We start from the raw sequence: 15303 nt of genomic DNA, 5'->3' as shown, positions 1-15303 counted from the left end.
CGCGTACCCCCGAACGAAAGGTGAAGACCACCATGCGTACCGACATCCTGCGTAAGACCGCCCTGACCGCTGCCGGCGTGGCGGGAGCTGAGGGCTCCGTGGGGATCGCCGCCTCCGGGGCGGCGGAAGCCGGTGGCTCCGTGGGCCACGGGACCTCCGGCGAGCGGTGGAAGGCGATGCCGGCGGTGGCCCAGCGTGCGCCGTGCCCGGCCAGCCGGTCGCGGAACCCGGCCCAGTCGTGTGCCGCGCGGGGCGACCAGCCCAGCTCGGCGATCGCGGGCAGCCGGGGGAAGAGCATGAACTCGACCTCGGTCAGGGAGGTGACCGACTCGGTCCACAGCGGCGCCTCCACGCCGAGCACCGCGTCGGCCGGGACGTCGGCCACGTGGGTGGCGGGATCCCAGTCGTACGCCCGGCGGACGTCGATCAGGCCCGCCCAGTCGTGCCCGATGGGGGTGTCGGGGGCGTACTTCATGTCGAGGTAGGCGTGGTTGCCGGGGGAGAGGATCAGCCGCGCGCCCCGGCGGACGGCGTCCGCGGTGACCGGGTCCTCGCCCGTCGTCCCCCACCACTGGAGCACCCGCCCCTCGGCGTGCCCGGCGGGCGCGATCTGGTGCCAACCGACCACCGTCTTGCCGGTGCCGGCGACGATCCGCTGGGCGCGCTCGACGAAGGCGGCGTACGCGTCGGGGAGCACCTTGAACGCCTCGTCGCCCCCGATGTGCAGCCAGGGCCCGGGGGTGAGCGCGGCGATCTCGCCGAGCACGTCGGCGACGAACTCGTACGTCCGCTCGCTGGCCGGGTCGACGTAGCTGAAGCCGACCTCGGTGCCGGTGTACGGCGGCGGCGCGATGCGGTCCGGCGCGAGTTCCCCGTACGCGGTCAGCGCCGCGTGGGTGTGCCCCGGCAGGTCGATCTCCGGCACCACGGTGATGTGCCGCCGCGCCGCGTAGGCCACGATCCGCCGGTAGTCGCCGCGCGTGTAGTGCCCGCCGGGGCCGTCGTCCACCTCGCCCGCCCCGCCGACCGTGGCCAGCCGGGGCCAGGAGTCGACCGCGATCCGCCAGCCCTGGTCGTCGGTGAGGTGCAGGTGCAGGTGGTTGAGCTTGTAGCGGGCCAGGTGGTCGATCACCCGCAGCACGTCGGGCACGCCGAAGAAGTGCCGGGCCACGTCGAGCATCGCCCCTCGGTAGGCGAACCGGGGGCGGTCGGTGATCGAGCCGCCGGGCAGCGCCCAGCGCTCGGCCACCGGCGACGGGCTCTCGATCGCCGCCGGCAGGAGCTGCCGCAGCGTCTGCACGCCGAAGAAGAGACCGGCGGAGGTGGCCGCCTGGATGCGCACCCCGTCGGGCGTCACGTCGAGCCGGTAGCCCTCCGCGCCGAGGTCGCCGGAGTCGACCAGCGCCAGCGCGATGCCGCCGGCGGGCTCGGGCCGGGTGGCGTCGGCGACCGGCAGCGGGTAGCCGGTGGCGGGCCGGAGCAGGGCGGCGAGCTGCTCGCCGACGGCTCGGACGGCGTCGCCGGCGCTCACCCGGATCACCGCCTCGGCGGTGAGGACGAAGTCGGCGGTCGGGTCCGGCGCGACCAGCTCCGGGGCGGGCACCACGTCGCCGAGCCGGATCGGGGCCGCCGGGGCGAGCAGGCTGTCGGCCGTCCGGGCCGCCGCGCGGGCCAGCTCGGCGGCGGAGGGCGCGTGGACCGGCAGGTCGACGTGCCCGGCCGCCCGGTCGTCCGGCCCGGTGGCGGACGGATCGAGGGGCTCCGGGGCGGCGGTGGGAACGGTTGGCACGGCGACGACTCCGAGGGGGTGTATTTGCGGCTGTTATGGCAAAGGTGAGGTTCACCGAAACACGTGACGTCAAGAGTACGAGAGAGGCCGAAATTGCGTGATCGTGCGCGTGGAAGCGTTCCCAACAACCGGTACGAACGCGGATAGTCGTGATAGCTGTGCCTATTGTCACCGAACGGTCCCAGGCCACGCGATGTTCGCTTAGCCTTCGCCCACCAGCCGGCATGGCATCGGGATTACCGGTGGTCCGCTCCGGGGTATGGGAGCAACTGAACCTTCGTTAAGTGTCGGAACGGCGCGCGTGGGAGGCTTCTGGTGGCAGCGCAAGAGACGGTGGAACACAAGTACGTCTACGACTTCGCCGAGGGCAACAAGGACCTGAAGGACCTGCTCGGCGGCAAGGGGGCCAACCTGGCCGAGATGACCAACCTCGGCCTGCCGGTCCCCCCGGGCTTCACCATCACCACCGAGGCCTGCAAGGCGTACCTGGCCACCGGCGAGGAGCCCGACGGGCTCGCCGACCAGATCGCCGCCCACCTCGCCTCGCTCGAGCGGGCGATGGGCAGGCGCCTCGGCGACCCGCAGGACCCGCTGCTCGTCTCCGTCCGGTCCGGGGCCAAGTTCTCCATGCCCGGCATGATGGAGACCGTCCTCAACGTCGGCCTCAACGACCGCAGCGTGGTCGGCCTGAGCGCCCAGGCGGGCGGCAACGACAGGTTCGCCTGGGACTCGTACCGCCGGCTGATCCAGATGTTCGGCAAGACCGTCTGCGAGGTGCCGGGCGAGGAGTTCGAGCACGCGCTCGACGAGGCCAAGCGCGCCAAGGGCACCACCAACGACCTCGACCTCGACGCGGACGACCTGCGCGGGCTGGTCGACGAGTACAAGAAGATCTTCCTCAAGCACACCGGCCGGGAGTTCCCGCAGGAGCCGCGGGAGCAGCTCGACCTGGCCATCCGCGCGGTCTTCGAGTCGTGGAACGCCGAGCGCGCGGTGCTCTACCGACGCCAGGAGCGGATCCCGGCCGACCTCGGCACCGCGGTCAACGTGGTGTCGATGGTCTTCGGCAACCTGGGCCCGGACTCCGGCACCGGCGTCGCGTTCACCCGCGACCCCGCCAGCGGCGCGCAGGGCATCTACGGCGACTACCTGGCCAACGCCCAGGGCGAGGACGTCGTCGCCGGCATCCGCAACACCGTGCCGTTGCAGGAGTTGGAGCAGCTGGACAAGAAGTCGTACGACGAGCTGCTCAGGTACATGGCTCGGCTGGAGGGCCACTACAAGGACCTCTGCGACATCGAGTTCACCATCGAGCGCGGCAAGCTCTGGATGCTCCAGACGCGGGTCGGCAAGCGCACCGCCGCGGCGGCGTTCGTCATCGCCGGCCAGCTCGTCGACGAGGGCCTGATCGACCTCGACGAGGCGCTGCACCGGGTCAACGGCGCGCAGCTCGCCCAGCTGATGTTCCCGCGCTTCCAGCTCGACCACGAGTTCCAGCCGGTCGCCAAGGGCATCGGCGCGTCCCCGGGCGCGGCGGTGGGCAAGGTCGTCTTCACCTCCGCCCGCGCGGTCGAGCTGGCCGCCGAGGGAGAGGACGTGATCCTGGTCCGCCGGGAGACCAACCCGGACGACCTGAACGGCATGATCGCCGCGAAGGGCATCCTCACCTCCCGCGGCGGCAAGACCAGCCACGCCGCCGTGGTGGCCCGGGGGATGGGCAAGACCTGCGTCTCCGGCGCGGACGAGCTGGACATCGACATCCCGCAGCGGAGGTTCACGGTCGCCGGGCAGACGGTCACCGAGGGCGACATCGTCAGCATCGACGGCACCACCGGCAAGGTCTACCTCGGCGAGGTGCCGGTCATGCCCTCCGAGGTGGTGCAGTACTTCGAGGGCAGCCTCGACCCGGAGCACATCGACAACGCGCTGGTCCGGGCCGTACACCGGATCATGTCGCACGCCGACGCCAAGCGGCGGCTGGCCGTCCGCACGAACGCCGACACCGGCGCGGACGCCGCCCGGGCCCGGCGGTTCGGCGCGGAGGGCATCGGCCTCTGCCGCACCGAGCACATGTTCCTCGGCGACCGTCGTGAGCTGGTCGAGCGGCTGATCCTGGCCCGCACCGACGACGAGCGGGACGAGGCGCTCGCCGCGCTGCTGCCGTTGCAGCGGGACGACTTCGTGGAGATCTTCCGGGAGATGGACGGACTGCCGGTCACCGTCCGGCTGATCGACCCGCCGTTGCACGAGTTCCTGCCCCCGCTGGAACAGCTCGCGGTCAACGTCGCGGTCGCTCAGGAGCGCGGCGAGGACGTGGCCAAGGAGGAGGCGCTGCTCGCCGCCGTCCGGCGGATGCACGAGGAGAACCCGATGCTGGGCCTGCGTGGGGTCCGTCTCGGCCTGGTCATCCCCGGACTCTTCGCGATGCAGGTCCGGGCGATCGTCGAGGCGGCGGTCGCGTGTGCCCAGAGCGGCGGCGACCCCCGGCCGGAGATCATGGTCCCGCTGGTCGGCGCGGTGCAGGAGTTGGAGACGGTACGCGCCGAGGCGGAGAAGATCATCGAGGAGGTGACCCGGGAGAAGGCGGTCGACGTGCTGATCGGAACCATGATCGAGGTGCCGCGGGCGGCGCTGACCGCCGGGCAGATCGCCGAGGCGGCGCAGTTCTTCTCCTTCGGCACCAACGACCTGACCCAGATGGCCTGGGGCTTCTCCCGCGACGACGTGGAGGGCGCGTTCTTCTGGCGCTACCTGGAGCTGGGCATCTTCGGCATCTCCCCGTTCGAGTCGATCGACCGGGACGGCGTGGGCCGGCTGGTCCGGATCGCCGCGGAGGAGGGCCGGGCGGCCCGGCCGGAGCTGAAGCTCGGCGTCTGCGGCGAGCACGGCGGCGACCCGGACTCGGTGCACTTCTTCCACGAGGTGGGCCTGGACTATGTGTCCTGCTCGCCCTTCCGCGTGCCCGTCGCCCGGCTGGAGGCCGGCCGCGCCGTGGTGGAGACGGACGGCTCCGACAGCCGCTGACGCAACGGTGGTTCGGCAGGGCGGCGGCGGATCCGGGACCGGGTCCGCCGCCGCTGTCGTGCGACGACCCGTGCCGGCGCGACCGCGTCGTCTGCTGCCGGCGAGGCTCAGAGCGGCGGGCGGCGCCAGGTGTGGTGGGTGGCGCGCCGGGGCAGGGCGCTTCCCGGCGGGCGGGCCGCGAGCGGGGCGTGCGACTCGGACGCCGGCGTCACCCCGACCGGCCGGCGGGTGTCCAGCACCGAGCCGGCGCGCCGGGCCACCGCCCGGGCGTCGGCGTGCAGTGCCTCCAGGTCGGCGGCGTCGTCGGCGACCAACGTCAGCAGGGCGTTGCGCCCGGCCGGATAGGTCACCACGGCCCCGGCCGTGGTGCGGAGCACCGACTCACGGAACTCACCGTGCCGCACGGTGTCGGCCACCCGGTGGCCGAGGCCGAAGCTCGCCGCCGCGAGCGCCGCCAGGTGGGTGGCGTCCGTCGCCGGCAGGTCGCTGGAGATCAGCAGGCCGTCGGTGCCGGCCAGCACCGTGCCCGCCACCTCGGGGCGGCGCCGGCGCAGCCCTCGCAACTCCGTTCCCATCATCGTATCCGCGTCCACGGGTGTCTCTCCCACCGTCGAGCCCTCAGTATGGTCACGTTCCGCGCCGGGAACGCTACCGCCGGCCATGCCGGACCGCGATCCCGTAACCGTCGGCGATCGGCCGACAACTCCCGCCTGAACGGAGGTTGCGGGCCCGTCCGACGCGCGCCGGCGACGAGCCGTCCGGGCCACCCGGGCGTAACCTGATCGGCATGAGCAGCGCCTGGGAGAGCCTGACCGTCGACGCCCGGGACCCGGCCCGGCTCGCCCGCTGGTGGGCCGAGGCGCTCGGCTACCAGGTGGTCGCCGAGAAGCCGGACGAGGTGGAGATCCGCCGGTCCCCCGACCGGCTGCCCGGCATCGTCTTCGTGCCGGCGGCCGACGACAAGGAGACCAGGAACCGGCTGCACATCGACCTGCGCCCCGACGACCAGGAGGCCGAGGTCGAGCGGTTGGTCGACATGGGCGCCCGGCACGTCGACATCGGGCAGGGCGACGTCGGGTGGACCGTGCTCGCCGACCCGGAGGGCAACGAGTTCTGCGTGCTGCGGCAGCGTGGGGACTGAGCCTGCCGGGCCGGACGACCCGGACACCGCCCGCCGGGTCGGCGAGCCGCCGAAGGACACCGGGTACGGGCGGTCGGCGTACGAGCGGGACCGGGCCCGGGTGCTGCACTCGGCGGCGTTCCGGCGGCTCGCCGCGAAGACCCAGGTGCACACGGCCGGCACGGACGACTTCCTGCGGACCCGGCTGACCCACTCGCTGGAGGTCGCGCAGATCGCCCGGGAGATGGGCGCCCGGCTGGGCTGCGACCCGGACGTGGTGGACACCGCCGGGCTCGCCCACGACCTGGGGCACCCGCCGTTCGGGCACAACGGCGAGGACGCGCTGGACGAGCTGGCCGCCGGCTGCGGCGGCTTCGAGGGCAACGCGCAGACGCTGCGGGTGCTGACCCGGCTGGAGGCCAAGGTGATCGCCCCGGACGGCACGTCCGCCGGCCTCAACCTCACCCGCGCCTCGCTCGACGCGGTCGCGAAATATCCGTGGCCGCGCCGCCCGGACCAGCGCAAGTTCGGGGTGTACGACGACGACCTGCCGGTGTTCGCCTGGCTGCGCGCCGGCGGGCCGGGCGACGACCGGCGCTGCCTGGAGGCGCAGGTGATGGACTGGGCCGACGACGTCGCGTACTCGGTGCACGACGTCGAGGACGGCATCCACGGCGGGTACGTCACGCTGCGTCCGCTGCTGGACGATCCCGACGAGCGGGGCGCGCTCTGCGCCGACGTCGCGGCCACCTATTCCGGCGAGTCCCCGGCCGACCTCGACGAGGTGCTGCGGGAACTGCTCGACGACCCGGAACTCGCCCCGCTGGCCGGCTACGACGGCAGCCACCGCGCGCAGGCCGCCCTGAAGGCGACCGCCAGCGTGCTGACCGGCCGGTTCGTCTCGACCGTGGTGGCGGCCACCCAGCAGCGGTACGGCCCCGGCCCGCACCGCCGGTACGCCGCCGACCTCGTGGTGCCGCGGCGGACCCGGGCGCGGTGTGCGCTGCTCAAGGGCATCGCGCTGCGGTACGTCATGCGCCGGCCCGGCGCGGAGGCCCGCTACCGACGGCAGCGGGAGGTGCTGGCCGACCTGGTGCACGCCCTGGCCGACCGGGCACCGGACGGGCTGGACCCGGTCTTCGCCCCGCTCTGGCGGGCCGCGCCGGACGACGCCGCCCGGCTCCGGGTGGTGATCGACCAGGTCGCGTCGCTGACCGACCCGGCGGCCGTGGCCTGGCACGAGCGGCTGGTGCGCCGGCCGCACCGGGCCGGCCCGGGGGGTGCGAATGGGTGACCCGAGCAACTTAGGTTAGCCTAACCAGCATGACGGAGCGCCCGAAGAAGGTCACGTCCGCCCGGGTACTGCGCACCGAGCGGCCCACCCCGCACCTGGTCCGGCTCGTGCTCGGCGGCGAGGAGCTGACCGGCCTGCCGGTGGGCGAGTTCACCGACCACTACATCAAGATCGTCTTTCCGGTGCCGGGCGTCGAATACCCGGAGCCGATGGACCTCGCCGCGATCCGTCGTGACCTGCCCTGCGAGCAGTGGCCCCGGCTGCGGGCGTACACGGTGCGGGCCTGGAACCCGCTGGCCGGGGAGCTGACCGTCGACGTCGTGCACCACGGCGATGAGGGGCTCGCCGGGCCGTGGGCGGCCGCGCTGCGCCCCGGCGACCCCGTGCGCTTCGTCGGCCCGGGCGGCGCGTACGCCCCGAGCCCGGACGCCGACTGGCACCTGCTGGTCGGCGACGAGAGCGCGCTGCCGGCGATCGCCGCCGCCCTGGAGCGGCTGCCGGCCGGCGCCCCGGCCGTCGCGTTCGTCGAGGTCGCCGACCCGGCGGAGGAACAGCGGCTGGCCAGCCCGGGCGCGGTGCGCCTGACCTGGCTGCACCGGGGCGGCCGTCCGGTCGGGGAGGCCCTGGTCGCGGCGGTCCGCGACCTGGAGTTCCCGCCCGGCGACGTGCACGCCTTCGTGCACGGCGAGGCGACCTTCGTCAAGGAGCTGCGCCACCTGCTCCGCGTCGAGCGCGGGGTCGCCCGCGACCGGCTCTCCATCTCGGGTTACTGGCGCCGGGGCATGGACGACGAGGGCTGGCGCGCCACCAAGCCCGAGTGGAACCGCCAGGTCGAGGCCGAGGAGTCCGCCGCCGTCCCCGCCTGACCTGCACCCCGGCCTCCCGGCGCCCGGCCTCCCGGCGCCCGGCGCCTCCCGGCGCCCGTGGCCGGAGTTCCCCCGATAACCGCCGTGCGTCGCCCCCGTGCCCAGCAGGATGGGCGGGGGGTGAGCATGAGCGAGCAGGTACGGGGCCGGACGCCGGCCGTCGGCCGGGTCGACCGGGTGGTGCTGGCGCTCAGCGTCGGCGGCGTGCTGGCCGTGGTGGCGTGGGGCGTGCTGGCCCGGGGTTCCCTGGCCGGCTTCGGCGAGTCCGGCCTGGCCTGGGTGATCGACACCTTCGGGTGGTTCTTCGTCGTGGCCGCCGACGCCTTCCTGGTGCTCTCGGTGGTCATCGCCGCGACGAGGTTCGGCCGGATCCGGCTCGGCGCCGACGACGACGAACCGGAGTTCAGCACGCTGGCCTGGGTGTCGATGATGTTCAGCACCGGCATGGGGATCGGCCTGGTCTTCTACGCCGTCGCCGAGCCGGTCGAGCACTACGGCGCCCCGCCGCCGGCCACCGGCGTCGCGCCGAACACCGGGGCGGCCGCGTCGGCGGCGATGCAGTACACGCTCTTCCACTGGACGCTGCACCCGTGGGCGATCTACGCGGTGGTGGCGCTCGCGCTGGCGTACTCGACGTTCCGCAAGGGGCGGGAGAACCGGATCTCGGCGGCGTTCCAACCGCTGCTCGGCGCGCGGGTGGACGGCCCGGTCGGCCGGGCGATCGACCTGCTGGCCGTCTTCGCCACCGTCTTCGGCTCGGCCACCAGCCTCGGCCTCGGCGCCCTCCAGGTCGCCGCCGGGCTGGACCTCCTCACCCCCGTACCGGACACCGTCGCGGTCGAACTGGTGGTGATCGGCGCGCTCACCCTGGCCTTCGTCGTCTCCGCGTTCTCCGGCCTGCACCGGGGCATCAAGTGGCTCTCCACGACCAACGTGCTGCTCGCCGTCGCGCTGATGGTCTTCGTGTTCGTGGCCGGTCCGACGATCTACACGCTGGAGGTGCTGCCCGCGTCGGTCGGCGACTACCTGAGCAACCTGGTCACCATGTCCACCCGTACCGGCGCCTTCTCCGACCCGGACTGGCTGGGCTCCTGGACGATCTTCTACTGGGCGTGGTGGATCTCCTGGGCCCCGTTCGTCGGCATCTTCATCGCCCGCATCTCCCGGGGGCGCACGGTCCGGCAGTTCGTCGCCGGGGTGCTGCTGGTGCCCAGCGGGGCCAGCGTGGTCTGGTTCGCGGTGCTGGGCGGCAGCGCCCTGCGGGTGCAGGCCACCGGCGCCCGGGACCTGGTCGCCGACGTCGGCGCGGGCACCGAGCGGGCGCTCTTCGGCCTGCTGGCGGCGCTGCCCCTGGCGGGCCTGACCACCCTGCTGGCGATGGTGCTGGTCGCGCTCTTCTTCGTCACCGGCGCGGACTCCGCCGCCCTGGTGCTCGGCTCGCTCACCTCCCGGGGGGCACTGCGCCCGCACCGCGCGCTGGTGGTGGTCTGGGGGGTGCTGATCGGCGCGGTGGCCGCGGTGCTGCTGCTGGTCGGCGGGCTGGACGCGCTGCAACAGGCGACGATCCTGGTCGCCCTGCCGTTCGTGGTGGTCATGCTCGGCCTGGCCGTCGCCCTGGTCCGGGAGATGGCCCGGGACCCGGCGGTCAACCCGCCGCCCCGGGTGCGCCGCTCCGGCCTGGCGGCCGCGATCCGCGCCGCCCGGTCGTACGACGAGGAGGACCCGCCACCGGTGCGGCGCTACCTGCGGCGCCGCCCCCGGTGACCCGCGCGCCGGAGACCGTGGCCGCGCACGTCGGCGTCGAGCACCCACCGCACCGGGTTCACCGGCCGGCGGTGGTCTCCCCGTCGTGCACGACCTCCCGCTCCCATCGCTGCCGGGGCTGGGTGTGCAGGCGCCAGTAGTGCTCCGCGATGTCGTCCGGGTCGAACGCCGTGTCCGGGGCGACGGCACCGGCGACGGTGACCGTGGCCACGTGGACCCCGGACGGTCCGTACTCCTGGTCGAGCAGCGCCACGAGCGTCCGCACGCCGGCCTTGCCGAGCGAGAGGGACACGTACCGCGGCTTCGGCTCGGGCATCCCGCCGGTGACGATGAACGAGCCGCCGCCGCGCCGGGCCATGCCGGGCAGGACGTGCGCGGCCGTAGTGAGCGCCCCCACCACGTTGACCGCCCAGGCGGCCTGGTGGGCGCTGGCGGACAGCTCGCCGAGCGAGTCCGCCTGGATGATCGCGGCGTTGTACACCACGACGTCCGGCGGGCCCAGTTCGTCGGCCGCCGCGTCCAGAGCCGCCCGGAGCGCCGTCTCGTCCGTGCTGTCGGCGGTCAACGGCACGGCCCGTACGCCGAGCGCGGCGACGGCCTCGGCCGTGGCCCGCACCGTCGCCCCGGTCCGGGCGACGACCGCGACCGGTAGGCCCTCGCGGGCGAACCGCAGCGCGACCGCCCGTCCGATGCCCGGTCCCGCCCCGATGATCACTGCGCCTGACATCCTCTGCTCCTTCGTCCCGGCGGCCATCGACGGGAGGAAAGCTAAGCTTTCACATCGGTGTGAAGGTCAACGGGGGAATGGGGCAGCTCACATGCGGATCGGGGCGCTGGCCCGCGAGACAGGGGTGAGTCCGCGGCTGCTGCGCTACTACGAGGAGCAGGGGCTGCTCCGCCCGGTGCGGCTGGCCAACGGCTACCGCGAGTACGCCGGCTCGGACGTCGTCACCGTGTCCCACATCCGCGCCCTGCTCGCCGCCGGGCTGCCCACCGCCGTCATCGCGCAGGTGCTGCACTGCGTACACGACGAGGGTGGGCGCCCGACCCCGTCGGCGTGCCCGGGCATGGTCGAGCACCTGGAGCGGGAGCGGGCCCGCATCGCGGAGGCGATGGCCCGGCTCGGCACCGAGCGACAGGCGCTCGACACCCTGCTCGCCGCCATACCGGGGCGGGGCGACCGGCGCGGGACCGCCGGCCGGGAGCAGCCGGCCGGGGCGTAGCTCCGGGAGCGGCGGCGGCCCGACCGGCCGGACGCGTCCCGTCCGCCGGGCCGTCAGGCGGCGTGGCCGCCGGATCCGGCGGACCGCACGACCTCCCCCGGCGTCGCGCCGCGGGCCGGGCAGGGCAGGATGTACGACGAGGGGGTGGCGGACATGGCTGGGCGGATCCGGGACGAGGACATCGCGCTGGTCCGGGAGCGCACCTCGATCGCGGACGTCATCTCCGAGACGGTGACCCTCAAGTCGGCCGGCGGCGGCAACCTCAAGGGCCTGTGCCCGTTCCACGACGAGAAGAGCCCGTCGTTCAACGTCTCGCCCGCCCGCAACGTCTGGTACTGCTTCGGCTGCGGCGCCGGCGGCGACGCGATCAAGTTCCTGATGGACGCCGAGCACCTGAGCTTCGTCGAGTCGGTCGAGCGGCTCGCCGCCCGGGCCGGCATCCAGCTGCGCTACGTCGAGGGCGACTCCGCCGCGCCCCGGCCCCGCCCGCAGCAGGGGCAGCGGCAGCGCCTCGTCGCCGCGCACGCCGCCGCCGTCGAGTTCTACCGCGCGCAGCTCACCACCGCCGGCGCGCGCCCGGCCCGGGAGTTCCTGGCCCGTCGCGGCTTCGACCGGGCCGCCGCCGAGCGCTACGGCTGCGGGTTCGCCCCGGACGCCTGGGACCTGCTCACCAAGCACCTGCGCCAGCAGGGCTTCACCCACGACGAGCTGGTCACCGCGGGGCTGTCCCGGCCGTCGCGCTCCGGCACGCTGATCGACCGGTTCCGCCGCCGGCTGATGTGGCCGATCCGCGATCTCACCGGCGACGTCATCGGCTTCGGCGCGCGGAAGCTCTTCGAGGACGACGACGGCCCGAAGTACCTCAACACCCCCGAGACGCCGATCTACAAGAAGTCGCACGTCCTCTACGGCATCGACCAGGCCAAGCGGGAGATCGCCAAGCAGGGCAAGGTGGTCGTGGTCGAGGGCTACACCGACGTGATGGCGTGCCACCTGGCCGGGGTGCCGACCGCCGTGGCGACCTGCGGCACCGCGTTCGGCGCCGACCACATCGGGGTGCTGCGCCGGCTGCTGCTCGACACCGACGCCGTGGCCGGCGAGATCATCTTCACCTTCGACGGCGACGCCGCCGGCCAGAAGGCCGCGCTGCGCGCCTTCGAGGACGACCAGCGCTTCGTCGGGCGCACCTTCATCGCGGTCAGCCCCGACAACATGGACCCGTGCGACCTGCGCCTGGCCAAGGGCGACATGGCGGTCCGCGACCTGGTCGCCCGCCGCGAGCCGCTGGTCGACTTCGCGCTGCGCCACGTCATCAACCGGTACGACCTCGACACCGTCGACGGCCGGGTGGAGGCGATGCGCCGGGCCGCGCCGCTGGTTGCCAAGATCAAGGACCGGGAGAAGCGCCCGGAGTACGTCCGCAAGCTCGCCGGCGACCTCGGCATGGAGATCGAGCCGGTGCAGCGGGCCGTGCTGGCCGCCGCCTCCGCCCCGACCGGCCGGGACGCCCCGCCGCCGTCCCGGCCCGCCCCGGCCGAGCCGGTCGTCGACAACCCGCAGTCGATGGTCGAGCGGGAGGCGCTGAAGCTCGCCCTCCAGGAGCCGGTGCTGGCCGGGCCGATGTTCGACGCCGTCGAGGCGTCCGAGTACCGCCACCCCGTGCACGTGGCGGTGCGGGCGGCCGTCGCGGCCGTCGGCGGGGCCGCCACGGCGACCGGCGGCGCGGTATGGATCGAGTCGGTCCGCGACGCCTGCGAGGACCTCGCGGCGCGGGCGCTCGTCGGCGAGCTGGCCGTGGAGCCGTTGCGCATCGACGGCGAGCCCGACCCGCGCTACGTGTCGGTCACCATGGCCCGGTTGCAGTGGGGCTCGGTGACCGGCCGGATCAGGGACCTGAAGTCCCGGATCCAGCGGATCAACCCGGTCAACAACAAGGACGAGTACTTCGCCGCCTTCGGTGAGCTGCTCTCGCTGGAGCAGCACGCCCGGGCGTTGCGCGAGCAGGCCGCGGGAGGGCTGTAGATGGGACTGTTCCGCCGCAGGCCGAAGCTGCCGCCGGCCGACCGGCCGCCGCTGGCCCCCGACGAGCGGGTGCTCGCCTGGGCCGCGGCCGGCAACGGCGAGGGCGACGGCGTGGTGGTGGCCAGCAACCTCGGGCTCTGGCTGCCCGGCCGGGCGCACCGGCTGGGCTGGCACGACATCCTCAAGGCGGTGTGGTCCGGTCGGGAGCTCACCGTCACGCCGGCGGAGCGGGTCGCCGAGCGCGACGGCTACCTGGTGGTGGCGGACTGCCCGGCCGAGACCTACCTGCTGCTCGACCCGGGGGAGCTGCCGCACCAGGTCCGGGAGCGGGTCACCCGCTCGGTGGCGTACACGCGGCACCAGCCGGTGCCCGGCGGCGCCGGCCGGATCGCCGCCCGGCGGGTGCCCGGCGTGGACGGCCTGACCTGGACGGTGCGCCTCGATCCCGGCACCCCGGCGGACGACCCCGACGTGCTCGCCGAGGTCGACCGCCTCGTCGCCGCCGCCCGCGCCGCCAGCGCCCCGGCGGACGCCTGACCGGCGCCGCTCACCCGCTGCGGTAGAACCGGGCCGCGCCGGGGTGCAGCGGGATCGGGTCGGTGCCGGCGGCGCTCTGCCGGGTGAAGTTGCCGCCCTCCGGGTGCACGCTGACCAGGTCGGCCTGGTAGGTGAAGAGCAGCCGGGTCAGGTCGTACGCCAACTGGTCGGGCATGTCGGCGCCGACCAGGATCACGTTCGCCACCGTGACGGTCGGCGTGGCGCTCGTCGTGCCGTACGCCTCCCTCGGCAGCTCCGCGGTGGTGTAGACCGGCCCGTGCCGGGCGGCGAGCGGCTCGATCAGGTCGGCGATCGGCAGCAGCGCGAACCTTCCCGGGGCGCCGGAGAGCAGGTCGGCGATGCCCGGCGTGGGCAGGCCGCCGGCGAAGAACATCGCGTCGAGTGTGCCGGCCCGCATCCGCTTGACCGTCTCCGGCAGGGACAGCGTGGCCCGGCGGACGTCCCGGTCCGGGTCGAGGCCAGCCGCGGTCAGCAGGCGCCCGGCGAGGATGTCCGTGCCGGACTTCGGCGAGCCGGTGGAGACCCGCTTGCCGCGCAGCCCCGCCAGCGTGGTGATCCGCGCGTCGGCGCGGACGATCACGTGCGTGTAGTTGCTGTAGACCCGGGCCAACGCCCGGACCGGCTGGGGCTGGCCGGCGAAGGCCCCGCGCCCCAGCACGGCGTCCGCGGCGGTGTCCGCGAGGCTGAACGCGATCTCCATGTCGCCGTTGGCCAGCCGGTTGATGTTCTCCACCGACGCCCCGGTCGGCTCGGCCCGGGCCTCGTAGCCGGGCAGGTGGCGGCTGATCACGTCCGCGTAGCCGCCGCCCAACTGGTAGTAGACGCCGGTGGTGTTGCCGGTGGCGAGGAAGATCCGGCCGTCGTGCCAGGGCCGCGGACCGGCCTCGGCCGTACCGCAGCCGGTGGCGAGCAGGGCCACCAGCAGGGCGGCCAGCAGGCGTCGGGGCCGTCCGGTCACGCCCGGACCGCCGGTTCCAGCGCCTCCGCCACCCGCTGGACCAGCATGGCGGTCTCGTAGCCGATCTGGCCGAGGTCGCAGCCGGGCGCGGCCAGCACCCCGACGAGCGCGCGCTCGCCGACCGCCATCACCAGCATCACCCCGCCGTCCATGTCGACGATCTGCTGCCGTACCCGGCCCGCGGACATCAGCCGCGCGGCACCGACGGTCAGGCTGGCCAGGCCACTGATCACGGCGGCGAGCTGGTCCACCTGGTCGGGCGCGAGGTCGGGGGAGGCCGCCAGCCGGAGCCCGTCGCCGGACACGGCGAGGGCGTGCGACACGTCCGGCACCTGCTCGGCGAAGTTGGCCAGCAGCCAGTCGAGGCCGGTGCGCGCGGAAGGGGTCATGGGGTTCTCCTGGGGGGTGTCGTCTGCTGGGTACGTCGCGTCGCCGCGGCGACGCCCTGGGCGAGCGCGGACAGCCGGGACCGCACCAGCTCGGGGTCGAGCAGGTCGTCCTTCGGGCGCGGCGCGGGGGCGTCGTGCAGCGGGGCCGGGAGTTGACCGCCCCGGGTGCGGCGCGGCAGCCCGGCCTCGGTGGTGGCGGCCGGCGCCGGACCCGGCGGGGGCGCCGCGGGAGTGGAAACCGGCGCAGGCGCCGCGGGGGCGGCGAACGGCGGGGATGGCGCGGGGGCGCCGAACGG

Annotated in this window: 13 protein-coding genes and 1 pseudogene; 8 read left to right on the top strand and 6 right to left on the bottom strand. The window is 74.4% G+C overall.

Features of this window, described 5'->3' with window-relative positions; genetic code table 11:
- Positions 1–1813: beta-N-acetylhexosaminidase (locus ACSNOB_RS28875; RefSeq protein ID WP_436690207.1), on the bottom strand; the 1813-nt coding region annotated here is incomplete at its 3' end.
- A gap of 291 nt (positions 1814–2104) precedes the next feature.
- Between ACSNOB_RS28875 and ppdK the strand changes: the two genes are divergently transcribed.
- Positions 2105–4813, top strand: a complete 2709-nt coding sequence (ppdK, locus tag ACSNOB_RS28870) for a pyruvate, phosphate dikinase (RefSeq protein ID WP_436690205.1) — start codon at positions 2105–2107, stop codon at positions 4811–4813.
- 107 nt (positions 4814–4920) lie between these two features.
- On the opposite strand, the gene ACSNOB_RS28865 is transcribed toward ppdK, so the two are convergent.
- Entirely contained in the window at positions 4921–5388 is a 468-nt protein-coding gene (locus tag ACSNOB_RS28865; protein WP_436690203.1) for a roadblock/LC7 domain-containing protein, read from the bottom strand.
- Between the two features lie 212 nt (positions 5389–5600).
- Here ACSNOB_RS28865 and ACSNOB_RS28860 point away from each other — a divergent pair, with 212 nt between their 5' ends.
- The 4 genes from ACSNOB_RS28860 (at position 5601) to ACSNOB_RS28845 (ending at position 9857) form a co-directional block, all read left to right on the top strand.
- Positions 5601–5954, top strand: coding sequence for a VOC family protein (locus ACSNOB_RS28860; protein WP_436690201.1), 354 nt, complete (start codon positions 5601–5603; stop codon positions 5952–5954).
- Positions 5944–7227, top strand: a complete 1284-nt coding sequence (locus ACSNOB_RS28855; protein ID WP_436690199.1) for a deoxyguanosinetriphosphate triphosphohydrolase — start codon at positions 5944–5946, stop codon at positions 7225–7227. Before ACSNOB_RS28860 ends, ACSNOB_RS28855 begins: the two co-directional genes overlap by 11 nt.
- Before the next feature lie 29 nt (positions 7228–7256).
- The gene (locus tag ACSNOB_RS28850; protein ID WP_436690197.1) at positions 7257–8093 is read left to right on the top strand and encodes a siderophore-interacting protein; all 837 of its coding nucleotides are present in this window, start codon (positions 7257–7259) and stop codon (positions 8091–8093) included.
- Positions 8094–8219: 126 nt separating this feature from the next.
- Positions 8220–9857 carry a BCCT family transporter gene (locus ACSNOB_RS28845; protein ID WP_436690195.1) on the top strand — a complete coding sequence of 546 codons (1638 nt, stop codon included), beginning with the start codon at positions 8220–8222 and terminating at the stop codon, positions 9855–9857.
- 58 nt (positions 9858–9915) lie between these two features.
- Here ACSNOB_RS28845 and ACSNOB_RS28840 read toward each other — a convergent pair whose 3' ends face one another.
- A complete protein-coding gene (locus ACSNOB_RS28840) occupies positions 9916–10584 on the bottom strand; it encodes an SDR family NAD(P)-dependent oxidoreductase (RefSeq protein WP_436690193.1) in 669 nt (222 codons plus the stop codon).
- A gap of 91 nt (positions 10585–10675) precedes the next feature.
- Between ACSNOB_RS28840 and ACSNOB_RS28835 the strand changes: the two genes are divergently transcribed.
- The 3 genes from ACSNOB_RS28835 (at position 10676) to ACSNOB_RS28825 (ending at position 13639) form a co-directional block, all read left to right on the top strand.
- Positions 10676–11080 carry a MerR family transcriptional regulator gene (locus tag ACSNOB_RS28835; RefSeq protein ID WP_436690191.1) on the top strand — a complete coding sequence of 135 codons (405 nt, stop codon included), beginning with the start codon at positions 10676–10678 and terminating at the stop codon, positions 11078–11080.
- A 129-nt stretch (positions 11081–11209) separates the two neighbouring features.
- Entirely contained in the window at positions 11210–13102 is a 1893-nt protein-coding gene (gene dnaG / locus ACSNOB_RS28830) for a DNA primase (RefSeq protein ID WP_436690189.1), read from the top strand.
- Positions 13103–13639, top strand: coding sequence for a hypothetical protein (locus tag ACSNOB_RS28825; protein ID WP_436690187.1), 537 nt, complete (start codon positions 13103–13105; stop codon positions 13637–13639).
- Between the two features lie 10 nt (positions 13640–13649).
- Here the strand turns inward: ACSNOB_RS28825 and ACSNOB_RS28820 are convergent, their stop codons facing one another.
- The 3 genes and pseudogenes from ACSNOB_RS28820 to ACSNOB_RS28810 all read right to left on the bottom strand — a co-directional run.
- Positions 13650–14618, bottom strand: a complete 969-nt coding sequence (locus ACSNOB_RS28820; protein ID WP_436690185.1) for a TAXI family TRAP transporter solute-binding subunit — start codon at positions 14616–14618, stop codon at positions 13650–13652.
- Entirely contained in the window at positions 14615–15007 is a 393-nt protein-coding gene (locus ACSNOB_RS28815) for a roadblock/LC7 domain-containing protein (protein WP_393112164.1), read from the bottom strand. The genes ACSNOB_RS28820 and ACSNOB_RS28815 overlap by 4 nt, the downstream gene beginning before the upstream one ends.
- Positions 15004–15303 (bottom strand): annotated as a pseudogene (locus tag ACSNOB_RS28810) (ATP-binding protein); the annotation flags it as partial. The pseudogene ACSNOB_RS28810 and the gene ACSNOB_RS28815, both read right to left, overlap by 4 nt.

This window comes from Micromonospora sp. URMC 106 (genome assembly GCF_051386395.1).
Lineage (GTDB): Bacteria > Actinomycetota > Actinomycetes > Mycobacteriales > Micromonosporaceae > Micromonospora.
The sequence above is the reverse complement of the archived record's forward strand: the minus strand, read 5'-3'. Positions and strand labels throughout refer to the sequence as shown.

Excerpts from the sequence above, each read along its gene's own strand:
- ACSNOB_RS28865 (WP_436690203.1), bottom strand. The coding sequence starts at position 5,388 with ATGGGAACGGAGTTGCGAGGGCTGCGCCGGCGCCGCCCCGAGGTGGCG.
- ACSNOB_RS28860 (WP_436690201.1), top strand. The coding sequence starts at position 5,601 with ATGAGCAGCGCCTGGGAGAGCCTGACCGTCGACGCCCGGGACCCGGCC.
- ACSNOB_RS28850 (WP_436690197.1), top strand. The coding sequence starts at position 7,257 with ATGACGGAGCGCCCGAAGAAGGTCACGTCCGCCCGGGTACTGCGCACC.
- ACSNOB_RS28845 (WP_436690195.1), top strand. The coding sequence starts at position 8,220 with ATGAGCGAGCAGGTACGGGGCCGGACGCCGGCCGTCGGCCGGGTCGAC.
- ACSNOB_RS28840 (WP_436690193.1), bottom strand. The coding sequence starts at position 10,584 with ATGTCAGGCGCAGTGATCATCGGGGCGGGACCGGGCATCGGACGGGCG.
- ACSNOB_RS28835 (WP_436690191.1), top strand. The coding sequence starts at position 10,676 with ATGCGGATCGGGGCGCTGGCCCGCGAGACAGGGGTGAGTCCGCGGCTG.
- dnaG (WP_436690189.1), top strand. The coding sequence starts at position 11,210 with ATGTACGACGAGGGGGTGGCGGACATGGCTGGGCGGATCCGGGACGAG.
- ACSNOB_RS28825 (WP_436690187.1), top strand. The coding sequence starts at position 13,103 with ATGGGACTGTTCCGCCGCAGGCCGAAGCTGCCGCCGGCCGACCGGCCG.
- ACSNOB_RS28815 (WP_393112164.1), bottom strand. The coding sequence starts at position 15,007 with ATGACCCCTTCCGCGCGCACCGGCCTCGACTGGCTGCTGGCCAACTTC.